The following is a 22,669-nucleotide window of genomic DNA, read 5'->3' on the forward strand; positions in this document are numbered from 1 at the left end:
ATGACCGAAAAAGAGCATTTTTTTTGGAATAAGCTCTTAGAGCTGGCCAAAGAGGAACTAACACAAGCCACTTTTGATTATTATGTCCTAGATACCAAGCTCATCAAAGTTCAAAATAACGTTGCTACAATTCTGCTTGAAGAAGTCAAAAAGCTATTCTGGGAAAAGAATATGCAATCTTTCATTTTGATGGCTGGTTTTGAAGCCTATAATAGTGAAATAAAAGTTGAGTACGTCTTTGACGAAGCACTCATAAACGAGGCAAATTCAACTGTAGCAAATAATGACTTTGGTAATAAAAAGGAACAGCAGACCCCTGCTCTTCCTACATTGGACTCAGACTTAAATAGTAAGTATACCTTTGATAATTTTATCCAAGGGGATGAAAATCGTTGGTCAGTTGCTGCATCTTTAGCTGTAGCTGATTCACCAGGAGCTACTTATAACCCTCTATTTATTTACGGAGGACCTGGTCTCGGGAAAACTCACTTGCTCAATGCCATTGGAAACAAGGTCTTACATGATAATCCTCAAGCACGCATTAAATACATCACTGCAGAGAATTTCATTAATGAATTTGTTGTACATATCCGTTTAGATAAAATGGACGAACTAAAACTTAAATATCGTCATCTGGACGTTCTCTTAATTGACGATATTCAATCATTGGCTAAAAAATCAACGCAAGCCACTCAAGAGGAATTCTTCAATACTTTCAATGTCCTTCACAATAATAATAAACAAATTGTCCTGACCAGCGACCGTAATCCAGATCAATTGAACGAGATGGAAGAGCGTCTTGTCACGCGCTTTAAATGGGGGTTAACCGTCAATATCACACCACCTGACTTTGAAACGCGAGTGGCCATTCTTACTAATAAGATTATGGACTATGATTATCATTTTCCTCCTGAAACAATTGAGTATTTAGCTGGCCAATTTGATTCAAATGTCCGTGACTTGGAGGGGGCCTTAAAAGATATTAGCTTAGTTGCCAATGTTCGCCAGTTAGATACTATCACAGTTGAGGTAGCTGCCGAAGCCATTCGCGCACGTAAAATGGATGGTCCTAAGTTAACTCTTATTCCGATTGAGGATATCCAAACTGAGGTAGGGAAATTTTATAATGTCACTGTAAAAGAGATTAAGGCAACTAAACGAACACAAAATATTGTCTTGGCACGTCAGGTAGCCATGTATCTTGCGCGTGAAATGACTGATAACTCCCTTCCAAAAATTGGAAAAGAATTTGGCGGAAGAGACCACTCAACTGTCTTACATGCATACAATAAAATCAAAAATATGATTGCCCAAGATGACAGTTTACGCATTGAAATTGATACCATCAAAAACAAGATAAAATGACACTTGTGGATAACTATTAAAAATCATTCATAGTTTTCCACAGGCTGTGCACAAGTTCAAAGCCTTGATAAAACTATGTTTTGTAGACTTATGCACAGTGTCCACAAGACCTACTACTACTACTAAAATAATACTAATAAAAATAAAGGAGCATCATGATTCAATTTGCGATTAATAAAGCTTATTTCTTACAAGCACTTCATACGACTCGCCGTGCTATTTCTTCTAAAAATGCTATCCCAATTCTATCGACGATTAAAATCGAAGTTACCAGTGATGGTATCTATTTGACAGGATCAAATGGGCAAATCTCAATTGAAAATAGTATCTCAGTTTCGGAAGAAAATGCAGGTCTATTAATTACACAGCCAGGTAGTATCCTTTTGGAAGCAAACTTTTTCATTAATGTTGTCTCAAGCTTGCCTGATGTTACCCTTACTTTTGAAGAAATCGAACAATACCAAGTTTTACTGAAGAGTGGTAAATCAGAGATTACTTTAAAAGGGAAAGATGTTGAACAATATCCCCGTATTCAGGAAGTTGATAGCTTGACACCATTGCTCATGGACACAAAAGTGTTAAAATCTATCATTGCTGAAACTTCATTTGCAGCAAGCACTCAAGAAAGTCGTCCAATTTTAACCGGAGTTCACTTTGTTCTTTCAAATCATAAAGATCTCAAAGCTGTAGCAACTGACTCTCACCGAATGAGTCAACGTCAACTTGTTCTGGAGCATTCTGCAGATAACTTTGATGTCGTAATCCCAAGTCGCTCACTTAAAGAATTGTCGGCAGTCTTTAGCGATGATATTGAAAACTTAGAGGTCTTCTTCTCAATAAATCAAATTCTATTCCGTAGTGAAACAATTTCTTTCTATACACGTTTACTTGAAGGAAATTATCCAGACACTAATCGTCTCTTGTCCGATTCATTTGAAACAGAAGTTGTTTTTGAGACTGCTAGCCTTCGTTCTGCTATGGAACGTTCATATTTGATTTCTAATGCTAGTCAAAGTGGTACCGTTAAACTCGAAATCATTAATGGTAGTGTCAGTGCCCATGTTAATTCGCCAGAAGTCGGAAAGGTGAATGAGGATATTGACGTGCAAGATGTTTCAGGTAGTGATTTGGTCATTAGTTTCAATCCAACCTACCTAATAGATGCTTTGAAAGCTCTTAAGAGTGAGACTGTCCGTGTACGTTTCATTTCACCAGTACGTCCATTTACATTGACGCCAGCAGATGACAGTGAGAATTTTATTCAATTGATTACACCTGTAAGAACAAACTAAAATCGAAAAAGTTATCCACTGTGGATAACTTTTTTACTAGAAAGGGAATTTATGTACCAAATTGGAAGTTTAGTTGAAATGAAAAAACCACATGCTTGTACTATCAAAGCAACAGGAAAAAAAGCTAATGAATGGGAAGTAATCCGTCTTGGAGCTGACATTAAGATTCGTTGTACGAATTGTGATCATGTGGTCATGATGAGTCGTCATGATTTCGAGAAGAAACTTAAGAAGGTTTTATAACAGGTGTTGGAGAGACTATATAACGAGAGTTTTATGTTAAGAAAATTACTTCACTAGCAATATAAAGACTTTCTAAAGTCCCTAATCATCTTCTTTATAGCATTCTTTGCCTTGCTTTCCTTTTTATGATTCTCAAAGGGAAGTTGCCTATTTTTAACAATTTTTGTGTTATAATTAACTGAATTACTTTTTTATGGAGAAATAAATTAATGGCTTTAACAGCAGGTATCGTCGGTTTGCCAAACGTTGGTAAATCAACTCTTTTCAATGCAATTACAAAAGCGGGTGCGGAAGCTGCTAACTATCCTTTCGCGACAATTGATCCAAACGTCGGTATGGTTGAGGTACCAGATGAGCGTTTGACGAAACTGACTGAACTTATTACCCCTAAAAAGACAGTTCCAACTACATTTGAGTTCACAGATATTGCGGGTATCGTAAAAGGAGCATCAAAGGGTGAAGGTCTTGGAAATAAGTTCTTGGCGAACATTCGTGAAGTAGATGCGATTGTCCATGTGGTTCGTGCTTTCGATGATGAAAACGTTATGCGTGAACAAGGGCGTGAGGATGCCTTTGTAGATCCGATGGCTGATATTGATACAATCAATCTAGAATTGATTTTGGCTGACCTTGAATCAATTAACAAACGTTATGCGCGTGTCGAAAAAATTGCGCGTACACAAAAAGATAAAGATTCTGTAGCAGAGTTTAACATTCTTCAAAAGATTAAACCCGTTCTAGAAGATGGTAAGTCTGCACGTACGATTGATTTTACTGAGGAAGAGCAAAAAATTGTTAAGGGACTCTTCCTCTTGACAACAAAACCAGTGCTTTACGTGGCTAACGTTGATGAAGATCAGGTCGCAAATCCTGATGATATTGATTATGTGAAGCAAATTCGTGAGTTTGCAGCGACTGAAAATGCAGAAGTAGTTGTTATCTCGGCACGTGTTGAGGAAGAAATTTCTGAGTTGGATGATGAAGATAAGGAGATGTTCCTAGAAGACCTTGGTTTGACAGAATCAGGAGTTGATAAACTGACACGCGCAGCCTATCACTTGCTTGGTCTTGGAACTTACTTCACTGCTGGTGAAAAAGAGGTGCGTGCTTGGACCTTTAAACGAGGTATCAAGGCTCCACAAGCAGCTGGAATTATCCACTCTGACTTCGAGAAAGGCTTTATCCGTGCTGTAACCATGTCTTACGATGATCTCATTAAATATGGTTCTGAGAAAGCTGTTAAGGAAGCTGGTCGCCTTCGTGAAGAAGGAAAAGAATACGTTGTCCAAGATGGCGACATCATGGAATTCCGTTTCAACGTTTAGAAAATAAAAAATAGTGCACAAGGCTGAAAAAGTATTTTTCAGTCCTTTTGCTGTTTATCAAAGAGGAGAAATAATGACAAAATTAGTAGTTGGCTTGGGAAATCCTGGTTCAAAATACCGTGAGACACGTCACAATGTTGGTTTTATGGCTATTGACCTAATGGCTAAGGAACTGGGATTAACCTTTTCTGAAGAAAGGACCTTTAAGGCTGAAGTGGCTTCGACCTTTTTAAATGGTGAGAAGGTTTATTTTGTGAAACCAACAACCTTTATGAATCTATCAGGTCTAGCTGTTAGAGCATTACTAGCTTATTACAATATTCCCATGGAGGATTTTATCGTCATTTACGATGACTTAGATATGGAAGTTGGGAAATTGCGCTTTCGTCAAAAAGGTTCAGCGGGTGGTCATAATGGTATTAAATCTATCATTGCTGAAACTGGCACTCAAGAATTTGACCGTATAAAAATTGGTATTGGACGCCCACAGAAAGGAATGTCGGTCGTTAATCATGTCCTTGGAAAATTTAGTGAAGACGACTATGCCACAATTTTACCGACTTTAGACAAGGTAGAGACAGCCCTCAATCATTACCTGAAAACCAATGATTTCGAAGATACTATGAGGCGTTATAATGGCTAATACTCTATTAGATCTTTTTGAGAAGAATCATCAATTGCTTGAGTGGCGTGATAAAGTAACACTATTGAGTAGGCAGTTGGTCATGGGATTTTCTGGTTCCAGCAAGGCAGTTGTCATGGCATCCGCTCTTTCTGAGCAAGTTCCTAAGATTTTAATAGTTACTTCAACACAAAATGAAGCTGAGCAACTGACAGGAGATTTGTCAGCTATCTTAGGAGAGGATAAGGTTTATTCTTTTTTTGCAGATGATGTAGTAGCTGCAGAGTTTATCTTCGCTTCACCAGAAAAGACCCATTCTCGTCTTGAAAGTCTTAATTTTTTAATGGATAAAGAGGCCAGTGGGGTTTTGGTCACGAGTTTAGTTGGTACTAAGTTACATTTGCCTAACCCTAAGGTTTATAAAGACTCTCGCATTGACTTAACACTAGGGGAGGAACATGATTTAGAGGCTCTAAGTAAGCATCTGACTCATATTGGATACCAAAGAGTGGAGCAAGTTCTCTCACCTGGTGAGTATAGTCGTAGGGGCGACATTTTAGATATTTATGAAATGACTTCAGAGCTCCCCTACCGTTTAGAATTTTTTGGAGACGAGATTGATGGCATTCGTCAGTTTGATAGCGATAGTCAGAAATCTTTAGACAATTTAGAGCATGTTATCGTATCACCAGCAGATGATATTATCTTAACAAGAGAGGATTACCAACGTGCTGAGAAGGCCCTAGAAAGTGCGGTCTCGAAGGCAGAAGGTCCTCATAAGGCTTACCTTGAGGAAGTTCTGTCGGTTACGATTGATGGCTACCGTCATAAAGATTTACGTAAGTTTTTGTCTCTCTTTTATGATAAGGCTTATACCTTATTTGACTACCTTCCCAAAGGAACTCCTGTATTCATTGATGATTTTCAAAAGATAGTGGACCGCCATGGACGTCTTGAATTGGAGGTGGCTAATCTTTTAACTGAGGATCTTCACCAAGGCAAGTCTCTGAGTCATCTAAACTACTTAGTGGATTCATTTAAGACTTTACGTAACTATCAGCCAGCTAGTTTCTTTTCGAATTTTCATAAGGGCTTGGGAAATCTTAAATTTGATAAGTTGTATCAATTCACGCAATATCCTATGCAGGAGTTCTTTAACCAGTTTCCACTTCTAGTTGATGAAATACATCGCTATACCAAGAATAAGGCTACAGTTATTTTACAAGTGGGGTCTGAAAAGCAACTCAAATCTTTGAAGGAAACCTTGGAAGAATATGATTTAGATTTACCACTTAGTAGTTTTGGAAATTTGATTCCTCATAAGCCTCAATTAGTTCTAGGAAACTTATCCAATGGTTTTTACTTTGCTGATGAAAAGCTTGTTCTGGTTACTGAACGTGAGATTTTCCATAAAAAAGTAAAACGTCGTGCGCGTGCCAGTCACGTTTCCAATGCTGAGCGTCTAAAAGATTACAATGAGCTTGAAAAAGGTGATTATGTTGTACACCAGACTCATGGTATCGGACAATTTAAAGGTATTGAGACGATTGAGATTAAAGGGGTACATCGTGACTACTTGACCATCCAATATCAGGATGCTGCAACAATTTCTCTACCTGTTGAGCAGATTGAGAGTCTCTCTAAGTATGTGTCAGCGGACGGAAAAGAGCCTAAAATTAATAAACTCAATGATGGGCGTTTCCAAAAGACTAAACAAAAAGTAAGTAAACAAGTAGAGGATATTGCTGATGATCTCTTAAAACTTTACGCTGAGCGTAGTCAACTTAAAGGTTTTGCTTTTTCACCAGATGATGATAATCAAAGAGATTTCGAAGATGATTTCGCCTATGCTGAGACAGAGGATCAATTGCGTTCTATCAAGGAAATTAAGGCAGACATGGAGTCAGACAAACCCATGGATCGTCTCTTGGTTGGTGATGTTGGTTTTGGTAAGACAGAGGTAGCTATGCGTGCCGCCTTCAAGGCAGTCAATGATGGAAAGCAAGTTGCTATCCTAGTTCCTACAACGGTCCTTGCCCATCAGCACTATTTGAATTTTAAAGAGCGTTTTGAAAATCATGCCGTTGAAGTAGATGAACTCAGTCGTTTTAGAAGTAAAAAAGAGCAGAATGAGACTATTGAAAATCTAGCTAAAGGGCGTATTGATATTATTATTGGTACTCACCGCCTACTGTCTAAAGATGTTAAGTTTTCTGACTTAGGCTTGCTAGTAATTGATGAAGAACAACGTTTTGGCGTGAAGCATAAAGAGAAACTTAAGGAGTTGAAAGCTAAGGTTGATGTCCTTACTCTAACTGCGACACCTATTCCTCGTACGCTTCATATGTCTATGCTAGGTATTCGTGATTTGTCGATTATTGAGACAGCCCCTACCAACCGTTATCCAGTTCAAACTTATGTTATGGAAACTAATCCTGGTCTTATTCGAGAAGCGATATTAAGAGAGATGGACCGAGGTGGTCAGATTTTTTATGTTTATAATCGTGTTGAAACCATTGATCAAAAAGTTTCTGAATTACATGAGCTAGTCCCTGAAGCACGTATCGGATTTGTTCATGGTCAGATGAGTGAGGTTATGTTGGAGAATACCCTCTTGGATTTCTTGAATGGTGATTACGATGTATTGGTAGCAACGACCATTATCGAGACAGGGATTGATATCTCCAACGTTAATACTCTCTTCATTGAGAATGCAGATCATATGGGCTTATCTACCCTTTATCAGTTGAGAGGTCGTGTGGGACGTAGTAATCGAATTGCTTACGCCTATCTCATGTATCGTCCTGACAAAGTGTTGACGGAAGTCTCTGAGAAGCGATTGGATGCTATTAAGGGCTTTACAGAACTGGGATCAGGTTTCAAAATAGCCATGCGTGATTTATCAATTCGTGGTGCGGGGAACATTCTTGGTGCTTCTCAAAGTGGTTTCATCGACTCAGTCGGGTTCGAAATGTACTCGCAACTCTTGGAAGAGGCTATCAATAAACGTCAAGGTAAAACTCAAGTTCGACGTAAAGGAAATGCAGAGTTCAATCTTCAGATTGATGCTTACCTCCCTTCTGACTATATTTCTGACGAGCGCCAAAAAATTGAAATTTATAAGCGTATTCGAGAAATTGAGAATCAGAAAGATTATCAAGACCTTCAAGATGAGCTTATTGACCGCTTTGGAGAATATCCAGACCAAGTTGCCTATCTCATTGAGATTGGTCTGGTTAAGGCCTATTTGGATGCTGCCTTTGCAGAATTAGTTGAGCGTAAGAACGATACTATCACTGTTCGTTTCGAAAAAGCCTCTCTCAAATTCTTCTTGACTCAAGATTATTTCGAAGCCATCTCTAAAACGCATTTAAAAGCAAAAATCAGTGATAACCAGGGGAAAGTAGAGATTACTTTTGATGTTCGTAACAAGAAAGACTATGAAATTCTTGAAGAATTAAAGATTTTTGGACAGACATTTATGGAAATCAAAGAACGTAAAGAAAAAAAAGAAGCTTAAGGAAAGTTTAAGTAAGTCTCTCTATACTATAAAACATCCTAAAACTTTTCTTTTTCATAAATCTCCTGAGAGGGTCGACTAGTGTCGATCCTCTTATTTTTGTATTGAAAAGGCTTTAGTCCCCTATTTTCTAAAAAAAATGCTATCATAGAAGAGATATCCTAACGAAAAGGAAACAGTAACATTGAGATTAGACAAATATTTAAAAGTATCACGAATTATCAAACGCCGTCCAGTGGCTAAAGAAGTGGCTGATAAAGGGCGTATAAAAGTAAATGGTGTACTCGCTAAGTCATCTACAGATTTAAAAATTGGTGACCAAGTGGAAGTTCGTTTTGGAAATAAACTCTTGACTGTCCGTGTTCTAGAAATGAAAGATAGTACGAAAAAAGAAGATGCGGCAAAAATGTACGAGATTATAAGTGAAACAAGGATTGAAGCAGATGAGCAAGAAGCCTAATATTGTACAGCTTACGAATGATTACATTGATAATGCCAATCAAGAGCAACGATTAGAGCGTGCCGAACACGAACAAAGGAAGCGCTTTATGGGGTGGATTCTCTTTGTGGTTGTTTTACTCTTTATCTTGCCAACCTACAATCTGGTTGAGACCTATATGAACATCAAACAGCAAGAGAAGGAAGTCTTGTCGCTTCAGAAAGACTATGATAAATTGTCAGATCAGACAAAGGAACGAAAGGATTTGGCTAAGAAACTTAAGGATGATGCTTTCGCCGAGAAATATGCGCGTGCTAAGTATTATTATTCACGTGAAGGAGAGTCTATCTATCCTGTACCAAGCTTATTACCCTAATGAAAGATTTACTTAAAACTGTAGAAACTTTTTTAACCTATTCAGAAGCCAAGTTAGAGGAACTATCAGAAAAAAATCAGCAACTTAAAACGGAATTACCGAGGAAAGAGGAGGTGAAGAAACAAGCATGAAAAAGCTCTTAATAGCTGCAACTGTTGTGCTTGTATCTTCTAGCCCTCTAGTCCTACTTCCTATGGAGAAGGAGTTAGCTCTGACCCCAAAACAGGTTCAAAAATTGACTCAAAATACTACAGCTAGCTTGAGTCAATTTAAACAGATTCCTAAAAATCCAAGAACGATAACAAATATCCTAACTTATAAGAACAAGGAATTAACCGAATTTAAAACCAGTATCCAAGCGGATACCAAACTATCGATTTCTGCTATTTTTTGGAACGCAAAAGGTGAACCTGTTTTCCAACTTCAAGATGGTGATTATGTAGCCGCTAGTCAGAAATCAATTGTGGATGATAGTATCTATAATCAAAAACCAGTAGATATGACCTTCTGGACTAAAGATGGTTTAACGGTATACAAAGAACCTTACGTGTTAGGAACCGAAAAAGCTGACTCTAAACTCGCTAGTTTCAAACCTATTAAGGTTAGCCAAGCAGCTCAGACGCATGCAGGGACCTACTATTTGGTAGACGGAGAGGGGTGGATTAATGCTTCTGATTTATCAACGACTGATAATCGCATCGAGTCTGTTCAAAAAGTTCTTAATGAGAAGTATAACAATCAAGAGCGCATTTCAGTTTATGTTAAACAGCTTGATACGAACCGAGTAGCTGCTATCAATGACGAAAAAAGCATGTATGCAGCTAGCGTAGCGAAGCTTGGTGTACTCTACTATGCACAGGAACGTCTGTCTCAAGAGAAATTAGGATTATCAGATGAGTATCAATATACCTCTGCTGTGAATGGTTTTCCAGGTGCTTATGATCCAGATGGTTCTGGAAAGATTAGTAAGATGCCTGATGATAAAAATTATAGCTTAGAAAATCTGTTGAAGGCTGTAGCCCAAAACTCAGATAATGTAGCGACAAATATATTAGGTTATTATGTAGCCAATCAGTATGATAAAGCCTTCCAAAAATCAGTAGATAAAGCCGCAGCGACCTCGTGGAATATGGATAAAAAGGAGTTGACTGCTAGAGCCGCAGGTACTTTGATGGAGGCTGTTTATAGACAAAATGGTGATATTATCAATTATCTTTCAAGTACGGACTATGATGGCGAACGTATTTCCAAAAACATTGATGTTCCCGTCGCTCATAAAATTGGTGATGCCTACGACTTTAAACATGACGTCGCTATTGTTTATGCAGATTCTCCCTTTATTTTATCGATTTTTACGGATAAAGAAGGCTATGACAAAATCACCTCAATTGCAGATGATGTTTATGGAATTTTGAAATAATGACACAAAAATTGTTGCAAATGATGCAAGCCAAGGGTTATTTTAACCGGCACAAGAAAATTTTAGTAGCAGTATCAGGTGGAGCAGACTCTATGAGTTTGCTGCACTTTTTGTATAACCATCAAAAAGATTTGGATATTCAGTTGGGGATTGCTCACGTTAATCATAAACAACGACAAGAGTCGGAGCATGAAGAAGCGTATTTACGTCATTGGGCAGAGGAACACAAGGTCCCTTTTCACTATAGTGCATTCTCAGGAAAGTTTTCAGAAAATGCTGCCCGTACCTTTCGCTATGAGTTTTTTAAGCAGCTCATGAAAGATTATGATTACTCTGCTCTTGTAACAGCCCATCATGCAGATGATCAGGCAGAGACAATTTTTATGAGACTATTGAGAGGAAGTCGTTTAAGACACCTGACAGGAATTTCAGCTATCAGACCATTTGGCACTGGTCAGATTATTCGTCCCTTTTTGCATCTTACGAAAGCTCAGCTTCCCGTAACTTTCCATTTTGAGGATAGGAGTAATACTTCACTAGCCTACCTTCGGAATCGCATCAGACTGTCCTATCTTCCTACTTTATCTCAGGAAAATCCTAAAATTAAGGAGCACCTTTGTCTTTTAGCCGAGGAGATTGGCCTTATGGAGCAAGCTCTAGGAGAGTTAACAAAGGATATTAGTATCACTGATTTATCTGTTTTTCAGCAACAGTCAGATGCTGTCCAGCTCTTTCTTCTTCAGAATTATTTAGACTCCTTTCCTGATTTGCAGCTTTCTAAAGGTCAATTTAATCAATTGATAAGTTATCTAAGGAAAAACGCTTCAGGAAAGATGCCCCTAAAAAATGGTTATGAACTAGTAAAAACACAGACATATTTCTTGATAAGGAAAGAAGCGTCTATTTCTTTATCGCCTCCTTGTCTCTTAGAATTTGGAAAATCTGTTGAGTTTGAGGATTATACCTTGACTTTTTCAGAATTCAATGACGTTTCTAACACAGATGCTATTAGTATTTGGTCAGATGCCCCAATAGTGATTCGTCATAGAAAAGAAGGCGATAAGATTGACCTTGGTAGTCACCATAAAAAATTAAGACGACTGTTTATAGACAATAAGATTTTAGAGAAGGATCGTCAAAAAGCCATTGTAGGAGAACAAGATGGTCATATTATTTTTCTTTATGTTGCTGGGCGTCTCTATTTGAAAAAAAAACCTGAAAATGCTATACTTTATGGCACTGTAGTCATTTATAAGAATTTCTAATCAAATACCATGTTCAAATAACGATGATTGAAGTAAAAGTGGTATAATAACAGAATATTGACTTCGAGAAAGGGAACCCAAATGTTAGAAAAAGACATAAAAAAAGTCCTCTTTTCCCAAGAGGATATCGTAGCTAAAACTAAAGAACTAGGACAACAACTGACAGAGGATTATGCGGGGAAAAATCCTCTTCTAGTCTGTGTTTTGAAAGGTGCTGTTCCATTTATGGCAGAACTTATCAAACATATTGATACCCATATTGAGATGGACTTTATGGTCGTTTCAAGTTATGGTGGCGGAACTGTCAGCAGTGGTGAAGTAAAGATTCTTAAAGATGTTGACACTAATGTTGAAGGACGAGACATCATCTTTATTGAAGATATCATTGATACAGGTCGTACGCTCCTTTATCTTCGAGATATGTTCAAGTACCGTAAAGCCAATTCAGTCAAAATCGCAACTCTTTTTGATAAACCAGAGGGTCGTGTTGTTGATATTGAGGCAGATTACATATGTTATGATGTCCCTAATGAATTTATCGTTGGTTTCGGACTAGACTATGATGAAAAATACCGTAACCTCCCTTATGTCGGTGTCCTAAAAGAAGAAATTTATACAAAATAAGTAAAGGTCTAATTAATTTATGAATAATAAAAATAATAATGGCTTCTTACGGAACGCTTTTCTCTACATCATAGTTATTATTGCGGTTGTAACCGGAGTACAATACTTTGCAGGAGGAAGCCAAAGCCCAAGTCAACAATTGTCTTACACACAGTTGGTTAAGAAAATTGAAGATGGTAAGGTAAAATCTATCACTTATCAGCCAGACGGTAGTATCATTGAAGTCAAAGGTAGCTACAAAAAGGCTGAAAAGGTTGATACTGACCTTAGTCTACCATTTTTAGGTAGTGCATCATCAGAGACACGTAGCTTTACGTCAACTGTGCTTCAGAATGAAACAACCATGCAGAAATTGCAATCAGCATCAGAAGCAGCTGATGTTAATGTTAAAATGATACGTGAAAGTTCAAGTGGTGCTTGGATTTCATATCTTTTTAGTTACCTACCTTTGATTGGGATTGCTATTTTCTTCCTTTTCATGATGAATCAGGGCGGTAACCGCGGTGCAATGAATTTTGGCCGCAACCGTGCTAAGACTCAATCAAAAGAGAATATTAAAGTTCGTTTCACAGATGTGGCTGGTGCTGAAGAAGAAAAAGAAGAACTTGTAGAGGTTGTAGATTTCCTCAAAAATCCACGTAAATATAAGGCACTGGGTGCACGTATTCCTAAAGGTGTCCTCCTTGAAGGTCCTCCAGGGACAGGTAAAACTCTGCTTGCTAAAGCTGTTGCTGGTGAAGCAGATGTTCCTTTCTTTAGTATCTCAGGTTCTGACTTTGTAGAGATGTTTGTCGGTGTCGGAGCAAGTCGTGTTCGTAGTCTTTTTGAAGACGCTAAAAAGGCTGAACGTGCTATTATCTTTATTGATGAAATCGATGCGGTTGGGCGTCGTCGTGGTACTGGAATGGGCGGTGGTAACGACGAACGCGAACAAACCCTTAACCAACTGTTGATTGAAATGGATGGTTTTGATGGAAATGAGAATATCATTGTCATTGCTGCAACCAACCGTAGTGATGTTCTTGATCCAGCCCTCCTGCGTCCAGGCCGTTTTGACCGTAAAGTTCTTGTTGGTCGCCCAGATGTAAAAGGCCGAGAGGCTATCTTGAAAGTCCATGCTAAGAATAAACCATTGGCTGAAGATGTTGACCTTAAAGTTGTTGCTCAACAAACTCCAGGTTTTGTTGGAGCAGACTTGGAGAATGTCTTGAATGAAGCAGCTCTAGTTGCTGCACGACGTAGTAAGACTAGAATTGATGCTAGTGATATCGACGAAGCAGAGGATCGTGTTATTGCTGGACCATCTAAGAAAGACCGCCAAGTTTCAGAACACGAACGTAAAGTTGTGGCTTACCATGAAGCGGGTCATACAATTGTTGGTTTAACACTTTCTAGCGCTCGTGATGTTCACAAGGTTACTATTGTTCCACGAGGTCGCGCAGGTGGTTATATGATTTCTCTACCAAAAGAGGATCAGATGTTGTCATCTAAAGATGAGCTAAAAGAACAATTGGCAGGTCTTATGGGTGGACGTGTTGCAGAAGAAATTATTTTCAACGTTCAAACATCAGGTGCTTCAAATGACTTTGAGCAAGCGACACAGTTGGCACGTGCAATGGTTACTGAATATGGTATGAGCGAAAAACTTGGACCAGTCCAATATGAAGGTAATCATGCGATGAATCCAGGACAATTTACTACAGATAAGTCTTACTCAGCTCATACAGCTCAACTTATTGACGAAGAAATTCGATCACTTTTAGTTGAGGCACATGACAAAGCAGCTGAAATTATCAATGCAAACCGAGAAACACATGCTCTCATTGCAGAAGCTTTACTTAAGTATGAAACACTCGATGCTGCACAAATCAAGTCAATTTATGAGACTGGTAAGATGCCGGAGGATTCTCTTGGAGACTCAGAAGAAGATAATCATGCCTTATCTTACGACGAAGTCAAAGAAAGAATTGAAAATAAAAATAAAGATGAAGAAGAGTAAGGAGTTCTACTCTTCTTTTTTTTAAGTAAAATCGAGAGAAAAAATACCATTAAAAAGCATTATAAAAAAAAGAAAATTAAAATCACTGCAAATTATTGACAAGGTAAGTCAGAGATGATATTATAAATAAGCTGTTTCGGAAGGGGCGGCGAACACGAGAAGTAAAAAAACTTCGAAAAAAGTGTTGACAAACTATTCTAGATTTGCTAGAATATAGGAGTTGTCTTAAGAGAGACAAAGACCTTTGAGAACTGAATAAGAAACCAAGTGCAGGGTTATGATAGAAGAAATTATAACCTGTCAATTTACAAGAATAAATCGTCAGATGACGGTAATGAGTTAACGCTCGAACAATTATTAAATTTTTAATGAGAGTTTGATCCTGGCTCAGGACGAACGCTGGCGGCGTGCCTAATACATGCAAGTAGAACGCTGAAGAGAGGAGCTTGCTCTTCTTGGATGAGTTGCGAACGGGTGAGTAACGCGTAGGTAACCTGCCTTGTAGCGGGGGATAACTATTGGAAACGATAGCTAATACCGCATAACAATGGATGACACATGTCATTTATTTGAAAGGGGCAATTGCTCCACTACAAGATGGACCTGCGTTGTATTAGCTAGTAGGTGAGGTAACGGCTCACCTAGGCGACGATACATAGCCGACCTGAGAGGGTGATCGGCCACACTGGGACTGAGACACGGCCCAGACTCCTACGGGAGGCAGCAGTAGGGAATCTTCGGCAATGGGGGCAACCCTGACCGAGCAACGCCGCGTGAGTGAAGAAGGTTTTCGGATCGTAAAGCTCTGTTGTAAGTCAAGAACGAGTGTGAGAGTGGAAAGTTCACACTGTGACGGTAGCTTACCAGAAAGGGACGGCTAACTACGTGCCAGCAGCCGCGGTAATACGTAGGTCCCGAGCGTTGTCCGGATTTATTGGGCGTAAAGCGAGCGCAGGCGGTTTGATAAGTCTGAAGTTAAAGGCTGTGGCTCAACCATAGTTCGCTTTGGAAACTGTCAAACTTGAGTGCAGAAGGGGAGAGTGGAATTCCATGTGTAGCGGTGAAATGCGTAGATATATGGAGGAACACCGGTGGCGAAAGCGGCTCTCTGGTCTGTAACTGACGCTGAGGCTCGAAAGCGTGGGGAGCGAACAGGATTAGATACCCTGGTAGTCCACGCCGTAAACGATGAGTGCTAGGTGTTGGATCCTTTCCGGGATTCAGTGCCGCAGCTAACGCATTAAGCACTCCGCCTGGGGAGTACGACCGCAAGGTTGAAACTCAAAGGAATTGACGGGGGCCCGCACAAGCGGTGGAGCATGTGGTTTAATTCGAAGCAACGCGAAGAACCTTACCAGGTCTTGACATCCCGATGCTATTTCTAGAGATAGAAAGTTACTTCGGTACATCGGTGACAGGTGGTGCATGGTTGTCGTCAGCTCGTGTCGTGAGATGTTGGGTTAAGTCCCGCAACGAGCGCAACCCCTATTGTTAGTTGCCATCATTCAGTTGGGCACTCTAGCGAGACTGCCGGTAATAAACCGGAGGAAGGTGGGGATGACGTCAAATCATCATGCCCCTTATGACCTGGGCTACACACGTGCTACAATGGTTGGTACAACGAGTTGCGAGTCGGTGACGGCAAGCTAATCTCTTAAAGCCAATCTCAGTTCGGATTGTAGGCTGCAACTCGCCTACATGAAGTCGGAATCGCTAGTAATCGCGGATCAGCACGCCGCGGTGAATACGTTCCCGGGCCTTGTACACACCGCCCGTCACACCACGAGAGTTTGTAACACCCGAAGTCGGTGAGGTAACCTTTTGGAGCCAGCCGCCTAAGGTGGGATAGATGATTGGGGTGAAGTCGTAACAAGGTAGCCGTATCGGAAGGTGCGGCTGGATCACCTCCTTTCTAAGGAAAAACGGAATGTACTTGAGTTTCTTATTTAGTTTTGAGAGGTCTTGTGGGGCCTTAGCTCAGCTGGGAGAGCGCCTGCTTTGCACGCAGGAGGTCAGCGGTTCGATCCCGCTAGGCTCCATTGAATCGAAAGATTCAAGTATTGTCCATTGAAAATTGAATATCTATATCAAATTCCATATGTAATTAATTACATATAGATAGTAACAAGAAAATAAACCGAAACGCTGTGAATATTTAATGAGTTAGGTCGAAAGACCAAAATAAGGTTAAGTTAATAAGGGCGCACGGTGGATGCCTTGGCACTAGAAGCCGATGAAGGACGTGACTAACGACGAAATGCTTTGGGGAGCTGTAAGTGAGCAATGATCCAGAGATGTCCGAATGGGGGAACCCGGCAGGTAATGCCTGTCACTCATTACTGTTAAGGTAATGTAGAGGAAGACGCAGTGAACTGAAACATCTAAGTAGCTGCAGGAAGAGAAAGCAAAAGCGATTGCCTTAGTAGCGGCGAGCGAAACGGCAAGAGGGCAAACCGAAGAGTTTACTCTTCGGGGTTGTAGGACTGCAACGTGGACTTAAAGATTATAGAAGAACTACCTGGGAAGGTAGGCCAAAGAGAGTAATAGCCTCGTATTCGAAATAGTCTTTATACCTAGCAGTATCCTGAGTACGGCGAGACACGAGAAATCTCGTCGGAATCTGGGAGGACCATCTCCCAACCCTAAATACTCTCTAGTGACCGATAGTGAACCAGTACCGTGAGGGAAAGGTGAAAAGCACCCCGGGAGGGGAGTGAAATAGAACCTGAAACCGTGTGCCTACAACAAGTTCGAGCCCGTTAATGGGTGAGAGCGTGCCTTTTGTAGAATGAACCGGCGAGTTACGATATGATGCGAGGTTAAGTTGAAGAGACGGAGCCGTAGGGAAACCGAGTCTTAATAGGGCGCATTAGTATCATGTCGTAGACCCGAAACCATGTGACCTACCCATGAGCAGGTTGAAGGTGAGGTAAAACTCACTGGAGGACCGAACCAGGGCACGTTGAAAAGTGCTTGGATGACTTGTGGGTAGCGGAGAAATTCCAAACGAACTTGGAGATAGCTGGTTCTCTCCGAAATAGCTTTAGGGCTAGCGTCGATGTTAAGTCTCTTGGAGGTAGAGCACTGTTTGGGTGAGGGGTCCATCCCGGATTACCAATCTCAGATAAACTCCGAATGCCAACGAGATATAATCGGCAGTCAGACTGCGAGTGCTAAGATCCGTAGTCGAAAGGGAAACAGCCCAGACCACCAGCTAAGGTCCCAAAATATATGTTAAGTGGAAAAGGATGTGGGGTTGCACAGACAACTAGGATGTTAGCTTAGAAGCAGCTATTCATTCAAAGAGTGCGTAATAGCTCACTAGTCGAGTGACCCTGCGCCGAAAATGTACCGGGGCTAAAACATATTACCGAAGCTGTGGATACCTTTATAGGTATGGTAGGAGAGCGTTCTATGTGCGAAGAAGGTGTACCGTGAGGAGTGCTGGAGCGCATAGAAGTGAGAATGCCGGTATGAGTAGCGAAAGACAGGTGAGAATCCTGTCCACCGTAAGACTAAGGTTTCCAGGGGAAGGCTCGTCCGCCCTGGGTTAGTCGGGACCTAAGGAGAGACCGAAAGGTGTATCCGATGGACAACAGGTTGATATTCCTGTACTAGAGTATATAGTGATGGAGGGACGCAGTAGGCTAACTAAACCAGACGATTGGAAGTGTCTGGCCAAGCAGTGAGGTGTGATATGAGTCAAATGCTTATATCTATAACATTGAGCTGTGATGGGGAGCGAAGTTTAGTAGCGAAGTTAGTGATGTCACACTGCCGAGAAAAGCTTCTAGCGTTAATTATACTCTACCCGTACCGCAAACCGACACAGGTAGTCGAGGCGAGTAGCCTCAGGTGAGCGAGAGAACTCTCGTTAAGGAACTCGGCAAAATGGCCCCGTAACTTCGGGAGAAGGGGCGCTGACTTATGGTCAGCCGCAGTGAATAGGCCCAAGCAACTGTTTATCAAAAACACAGCTCTCTGCTAAATCGTAAGATGATGTATAGGGGGTGACGCCTGCCCGGTGCTGGAAGGTTAAGAGGAGTGCTTAGCGTAAGCGAAGGTATGAATTGAAGCCCCAGTAAACGGCGGCCGTAACTATAACGGTCCTAAGGTAGCGAAATTCCTTGTCGGGTAAGTTCCGACCCGCACGAAAGGCGTAATGATTTGGGCACTGTCTCAACGAGAGACTCGGTGAAATTTTAGTACCTGTGAAGATGCAGGTTACCCGCGACAGGACGGAAAGACCCCATGGAGCTTTACTGCAGTTTGATATTGAGTATCTGTACCACATGTACAGGATAGGTAGGAGCCTATGACCTCGGGACGCCAGTTTCGAGTGAGGCGTTGTTGGGATACTACCCTTGTGTTATGGCTACTCTAACCCAGATAGGTTATCCCTATCGGAGACAGTGTCTGACGGGCAGTTTGACTGGGGCGGTCGCCTCCTAAAAGGTAACGGAGGCGCCCAAAGGTTCCCTCAGAATGGTTGGAAATCATTCGCAGAGTGTAAAGGTATAAGGGAGCTTGACTGCGAGAGCTACAACTCGAGCAGGGACGAAAGTCGGGCTTAGTGATCCGGTGGTTCCGCATGGAAGGGCCATCGCTCAACGGATAAAAGCTACCCTGGGGATAACAGGCTTATCTCCCCCAAGAGTTCACATCGACGGGGAGGTTTGGCACCTCGATGTCGGCTCGTCGCATCCTGGGGCTGTAGTCGGTCCCAAGGGTTGGGCTGTTCGCCCATTAAAGCGGCACGCGAGCTGGGTTCAGAACGTCGTGAGACAGTTCGGTCCCTATCCGTCGCGGGCGTAGGAAATTTGAGAGGATCTGCTCCTAGTACGAGAGGACCAGAGTGGACTTACCGCTGGTGTACCAGTTGTTCTGCCAAGAGCATCGCTGGGTAGCTATGTAGGGAAGGGATAAACGCTGAAAGCATCTAAGTGTGAAGCCCACCTCAAGATGAGATTTCCCATGATTTTATATCAGTAAGAGCCCTGAGAGATGATCAGGTTGATAGGTTAGAAGTGGAAGTGTGGTGACACATGTAGCGGACTAATACTAATAGCTCGAGGACTTATCCAAAGAAAGTAACTGAGACATATTGACAACGATTTGGTTTCTTGATACAGTATAGATATTCAATTTTGAGTTGAGAATACTCAGAGTTAAGTGACGATAGCCTAGGAGATACACCTGTTCCCATGCCGAACACAGAAGTTAAGCCCTAGTACGCCTGATGTAGTTGGGGGTTGCCCCCTGTTAGATACGGTAGTCGCTTAGCACAAAGGGAGTTTAGCTCAGCTGGGAGAGCATCTGCCTTACAAGCAGAGGGTCAGCGGTTCGATCCCGTTAACTCCCATAGGTCCCGTGGTGTAGCGGTTATCACGTCGCCCTGTCACGGCGAAGATCGCGGGTTCGATTCCCGTCGGGACCGTTCAAGTAGAAATATTTGAGACTCGTTAGCTCAGTTGGTAGAGCAATTGACTTTTAATCAATGGGTCACTGGTTCGAGCCCAGTACGGGTCATATATGCGGGTGTGGCGGAATTGGCAGACGCACCAGATTTAGGATCTGGCGCTTAACGGCGTGGGGGTTCAAGTCCCTTCACCCGCATTAGAAAAGTTAGCCGGCTTAGCTCAGTTGGTAGAGCATCTGATTTGTAATCAGAGGGTCGCGTGTTCAAGTCATGTAGCCGGCATAAAATGCGAACGTAGTTCAGTGGTAGAACATCACCTTGCCAAGGTGGGGGTCGCGGGTTCGAATCCCGTCGTTCGCTTGAGGAGCCGGGGTGGCGGAACTGGCAGACGCACAGGACTTAAAATCCTGCGAAAGGAAACTTTCGTACCGGTTCGATCCCGGTCCTCGGCATAATAAAATAATGAGCACCCTTAGCTCAACTGGATAGAGTACCTGACTACGAATCAGGCGGTTAGAGGTTCGACTCCTCTAGGGTGCATTTTATCGGGAAGTAGCTCAGCTTGGTAGAGCACTTGGTTTGGGACCAAGGGGTCGCAGGTTCGAATCCTGTCTTCCCGATTTATGGCGGTGTAGCTCAGCTGGCTAGAGCGTCCGGTTCATACCCGGGAGGTCGGGGGTTCGATCCCCTTCGCCGCTATATATATGGATTTCTTGGACCTTTAGCTCAACTGGTTAGAGCACTCGGCTCATAACCGAGCGGTCGTAGGTTCGAGTCCTACAAGGTCCATATATTAATTATAATATTTGGAGGATTACCCAAGTCCGGCTGAAGGGAACGGTCTTGAAAACCGTCAGGCGTGTAAAAGCGTGCGTGGGTTCGAATCCCACATCCTCCTTATAATTAACGCGGGATGGAGCAGCTAGGTAGCTCGTCGGGCTCATAACCCGAAGGTCGTAGGTTCAAATCCTGCTCCCGCAATATGGCTCGGTAGCTCAGTTGGTAGAGCAATGGATTGAAGCTCCATGTGTCGGCGGTTCGATTCCGTCTCGCGCCATTTTATTAAGCGGGTGTAGTTTAGTGGTAAAACTACAGCCTTCCAAGCTGTTGTCGCGAGTTCGATTCTCGTCACCCGCTTTATTTGGATATTATAGCCAAGCATTTGCTTGGGCGCGTAGCTCAGATGGTTAGAGCGCACGCCTGATAAGCGTGAGGTCGGTGGTTCGATTCCACTCGTGCCCATATTGGAGAATTACTCAAGAGGCTGAAGAGGACGGTTTGCTAAATCGTTAGGTCGGGTAACTGGCGCGGGGGTTCGAATCCCCCATTCTCCGTAGTATTATGACGAATTATCTTTTAGATAATTCGTTTTCTTTTTTTTGAGGTGACAAAATGAAAAATAGTTTTTATCGATTTCTTCTTTATGGGTTTATTATTATTCTATTTTTTGTAATGCTTTTTTCTTTTGTCTTTACTAATAAAAAATTAACGAAGGATATCTCTTTTAATGTATCTGGTTTGGTTACAAAAGTAGACTCTGTTGTTTCAGTTCCATTTACTGCACTATCAAAATCTCACAATGTGCTTTCTGATCTTTTATCAACTTATTCTGAGAATCGTGATTTAAAAAAATCTTTGTCAAATTTAGAAAATCAATCGGCTATTATTTCTAACTTGCAAGAAGAGAATGATTCTTTAAGAGCATCTCTTAATCTTTCGGACAAGCTAAGTCGTGATAATGTTCTCACTGCTGAAGTTTCTATGAGACCTTCTGTGACTTGGTTAAAAGAGTTAACTATTAATGTGGGTAAGTCTAAGAATGTTAGTAAATCTATGCTAGCAACTTCTAATGGTGGAGTTATTGGATTTGTAACTAAAGTTTATAATGATACAACAACTATTTCTTTACTTTCTAGTAGTTCTAGTGATAGCTACCTTGCATCTAGTGTTAAATCAGAGGACGATAATCAGATTTTCGGGATTATATCACGTTATGACAATAAAAAGAAGCTATTAGAGATGACACAACTCAATTCATCTTCTAACGTTAAGGTCGGCACTGTAGTAGTCACAAGTGGTCTTGATGATGTATCAGTAAAGGATGTTCCAATTGGTACTGTAGACTCTGTTATTGATTATGAAGGAAATCGTACGATTTTGGTAAAACCTTATGCTGATTTTGATAAAATTTCTTATGTTACTTTAGTTGGAGATGGTAAATAATATGAAATTGTCCAAGTATTCTATTATTCCTTTCTTACTGAGTATTGTCCCTTTTCTATGGGATGGTCATATTTCTATGATACTTAATCATTATTTATCCCCTGAATTTTTTCTATCATCTCATCTTTTTATTATTTATATTTTCATCTTAACTCTTGATTTTCCAAATAAGTATGCATTTCTTTACCTTATTTGTTTTGGATTTCTTTATGATACCTATTATTTCAAAACAGTTGGTATAGTGATTCTAACTCTGCCACTGTTATGCTATCTGTTAACTCAGCTAGGTCGAATTGTTAAGAGAAATACCTATGTTGATTTTTTGTTAATGTTTTTATTCTTATTTCTCTTTGATACCATAAATTTTGGCTTTGCCTTATTCTATGGTTTCTCCAATGAGTCTGTGACGGATTTTATTATTTATCAACTAAGTCCTAGTATAGTGTTTAATCTTTTGATCTTTATCTTTATTAAACCTATTCTTGAAAAATTATTTTTGTATCTGTCAGTTGATAGATTTAAATAGAACTGTAATAT

Annotated in this window: 15 protein-coding genes, 18 tRNA genes and 3 rRNA genes; all 36 read left to right on the forward strand. The window is 41.0% G+C overall.

The window, feature by feature from the left end:
- The 36 genes from dnaA to mreD all read left to right on the forward strand — a co-directional run bounded on the left by dnaA (position 1) and on the right by mreD (position 22,658).
- Entirely contained in the window at positions 1-1,365 is a 1,365-nt protein-coding gene (dnaA, locus tag NYE32_RS00005; RefSeq protein ID WP_037599382.1) for a chromosomal replication initiator protein DnaA, read from the forward strand.
- 155 nt (positions 1,366-1,520) lie between these two features.
- Positions 1,521-2,657: a DNA polymerase III subunit beta gene (gene dnaN, locus NYE32_RS00010; protein ID WP_037599383.1), complete on the forward strand. Its 1,137-nt coding sequence runs from the start codon at positions 1,521-1,523 to the stop codon at positions 2,655-2,657.
- Positions 2,658-2,708: 51 nt separating this feature from the next.
- Positions 2,709-2,900, forward strand: coding sequence for a DUF951 domain-containing protein (locus NYE32_RS00015; protein WP_037599384.1), 192 nt, complete (start codon positions 2,709-2,711; stop codon positions 2,898-2,900).
- 209 nt (positions 2,901-3,109) lie between these two features.
- Positions 3,110-4,225 carry a redox-regulated ATPase YchF gene (gene ychF / locus NYE32_RS00020; protein WP_002883967.1) on the forward strand — a complete coding sequence of 372 codons (1,116 nt, stop codon included), beginning with the start codon at positions 3,110-3,112 and terminating at the stop codon, positions 4,223-4,225.
- A gap of 73 nt (positions 4,226-4,298) precedes the next feature.
- Positions 4,299-4,868, forward strand: coding sequence for an aminoacyl-tRNA hydrolase (gene pth, locus NYE32_RS00025; RefSeq protein ID WP_037599385.1), 570 nt, complete (start codon positions 4,299-4,301; stop codon positions 4,866-4,868).
- The gene (gene mfd, locus NYE32_RS00030) at positions 4,861-8,367 is read left to right on the forward strand and encodes a transcription-repair coupling factor (protein ID WP_037599386.1); all 3,507 of its coding nucleotides are present in this window, start codon (positions 4,861-4,863) and stop codon (positions 8,365-8,367) included. Before pth ends, mfd begins: the two co-directional genes overlap by 8 nt.
- Positions 8,368-8,551: 184 nt before the next feature.
- Positions 8,552-8,827, forward strand: coding sequence for an RNA-binding S4 domain-containing protein (locus NYE32_RS00035; RefSeq protein ID WP_002883975.1), 276 nt, complete (start codon positions 8,552-8,554; stop codon positions 8,825-8,827).
- Positions 8,811-9,182 carry a septum formation initiator family protein gene (locus tag NYE32_RS00040; protein WP_037599387.1) on the forward strand — a complete coding sequence of 124 codons (372 nt, stop codon included), beginning with the start codon at positions 8,811-8,813 and terminating at the stop codon, positions 9,180-9,182. Before NYE32_RS00035 ends, NYE32_RS00040 begins: the two co-directional genes overlap by 17 nt.
- Entirely contained in the window at positions 9,182-9,313 is a 132-nt protein-coding gene (locus tag NYE32_RS00045; RefSeq protein ID WP_002883955.1) for an SP_0009 family protein, read from the forward strand. Before NYE32_RS00040 ends, NYE32_RS00045 begins: the two co-directional genes overlap by 1 nt.
- Entirely contained in the window at positions 9,310-10,602 is a 1,293-nt protein-coding gene (locus NYE32_RS00050; protein WP_037599388.1) for a serine hydrolase, read from the forward strand. Before NYE32_RS00045 ends, NYE32_RS00050 begins: the two co-directional genes overlap by 4 nt.
- Entirely contained in the window at positions 10,602-11,867 is a 1,266-nt protein-coding gene (tilS, locus tag NYE32_RS00055; protein ID WP_037599389.1) for a tRNA lysidine(34) synthetase TilS, read from the forward strand. Before NYE32_RS00050 ends, tilS begins: the two co-directional genes overlap by 1 nt.
- An 81-nt stretch (positions 11,868-11,948) precedes the next feature.
- Complete coding sequence (gene hpt / locus NYE32_RS00060) at positions 11,949-12,491, forward strand: hypoxanthine phosphoribosyltransferase (protein ID WP_037599390.1); 543 nt, start codon at positions 11,949-11,951, stop codon at positions 12,489-12,491.
- Between the two features lie 19 nt (positions 12,492-12,510).
- Positions 12,511-14,490, forward strand: a complete 1,980-nt coding sequence (gene ftsH / locus NYE32_RS00065; RefSeq protein ID WP_002883966.1) for an ATP-dependent zinc metalloprotease FtsH — start codon at positions 12,511-12,513, stop codon at positions 14,488-14,490.
- 364 nt (positions 14,491-14,854) lie between these two features.
- A 16S ribosomal RNA gene (locus tag NYE32_RS00070) occupies positions 14,855-16,402 on the forward strand.
- Positions 16,403-16,456: 54 nt separating this feature from the next.
- Positions 16,457-16,529, forward strand: a tRNA-Ala gene (locus NYE32_RS00075).
- Positions 16,530-16,675: 146 nt separating this feature from the next.
- A 23S ribosomal RNA gene (locus NYE32_RS00080) occupies positions 16,676-19,575 on the forward strand.
- An 83-nt stretch (positions 19,576-19,658) separates the two neighbouring features.
- Positions 19,659-19,774 (forward strand): 5S ribosomal RNA (gene rrf / locus NYE32_RS00085).
- Together the 16S, 23S and 5S rRNA genes with 18 tRNA genes alongside form the textbook arrangement of a ribosomal RNA operon.
- A gap of 5 nt (positions 19,775-19,779) precedes the next feature.
- Positions 19,780-19,852: transfer RNA gene (locus NYE32_RS00090), tRNA-Val, on the forward strand.
- Between the two features lie 2 nt (positions 19,853-19,854).
- Positions 19,855-19,927 (forward strand) — tRNA-Asp (locus NYE32_RS00095).
- A 19-nt stretch (positions 19,928-19,946) separates the two neighbouring features.
- Positions 19,947-20,019: transfer RNA gene (locus NYE32_RS00100), tRNA-Lys, on the forward strand.
- Positions 20,020-20,024: 5 nt separating this feature from the next.
- Positions 20,025-20,106, forward strand: a tRNA-Leu gene (locus NYE32_RS00105).
- 12 nt (positions 20,107-20,118) lie between these two features.
- Positions 20,119-20,191: transfer RNA gene (locus NYE32_RS00110), tRNA-Thr, on the forward strand.
- A 6-nt stretch (positions 20,192-20,197) separates the two neighbouring features.
- Positions 20,198-20,269 (forward strand) — tRNA-Gly (locus NYE32_RS00115).
- Positions 20,270-20,275: 6 nt separating this feature from the next.
- Positions 20,276-20,361, forward strand: a tRNA-Leu gene (locus NYE32_RS00120).
- 14 nt (positions 20,362-20,375) lie between these two features.
- A tRNA-Arg gene (locus NYE32_RS00125) sits at positions 20,376-20,449 on the forward strand.
- Between the two features lie 6 nt (positions 20,450-20,455).
- Positions 20,456-20,529: transfer RNA gene (locus tag NYE32_RS00130), tRNA-Pro, on the forward strand.
- A 5-nt stretch (positions 20,530-20,534) separates the two neighbouring features.
- A tRNA-Met gene (locus NYE32_RS00135) sits at positions 20,535-20,608 on the forward strand.
- A gap of 16 nt (positions 20,609-20,624) precedes the next feature.
- Positions 20,625-20,698 (forward strand) — tRNA-Ile (locus NYE32_RS00140).
- A gap of 19 nt (positions 20,699-20,717) precedes the next feature.
- Positions 20,718-20,807: transfer RNA gene (locus tag NYE32_RS00145), tRNA-Ser, on the forward strand.
- 9 nt (positions 20,808-20,816) lie between these two features.
- Positions 20,817-20,890, forward strand: a tRNA-Met gene (locus NYE32_RS00150).
- A gap of 3 nt (positions 20,891-20,893) precedes the next feature.
- A tRNA-Phe gene (locus NYE32_RS00155) sits at positions 20,894-20,966 on the forward strand.
- A gap of 9 nt (positions 20,967-20,975) precedes the next feature.
- Positions 20,976-21,046 (forward strand) — tRNA-Gly (locus NYE32_RS00160).
- A gap of 31 nt (positions 21,047-21,077) precedes the next feature.
- Positions 21,078-21,151 (forward strand) — tRNA-Ile (locus NYE32_RS00165).
- Between the two features lie 4 nt (positions 21,152-21,155).
- Positions 21,156-21,243 (forward strand) — tRNA-Ser (locus NYE32_RS00170).
- 58 nt (positions 21,244-21,301) lie between these two features.
- Positions 21,302-22,132, forward strand: a complete 831-nt coding sequence (gene mreC / locus NYE32_RS00175; RefSeq protein ID WP_037599475.1) for a rod shape-determining protein MreC — start codon at positions 21,302-21,304, stop codon at positions 22,130-22,132.
- Position 22,133: 1 nt separating this feature from the next.
- The gene (gene mreD, locus NYE32_RS00180) at positions 22,134-22,658 is read left to right on the forward strand and encodes a rod shape-determining protein MreD (RefSeq protein ID WP_037599472.1); all 525 of its coding nucleotides are present in this window, start codon (positions 22,134-22,136) and stop codon (positions 22,656-22,658) included.
- The last annotated feature ends 11 nt before the right edge of the window (positions 22,659-22,669 follow it).

The sequence above is a fragment of the Streptococcus sp. FSL R7-0248 genome (assembly GCF_037967965.1).
Lineage (GTDB): Bacteria > Bacillota > Bacilli > Lactobacillales > Streptococcaceae > Streptococcus.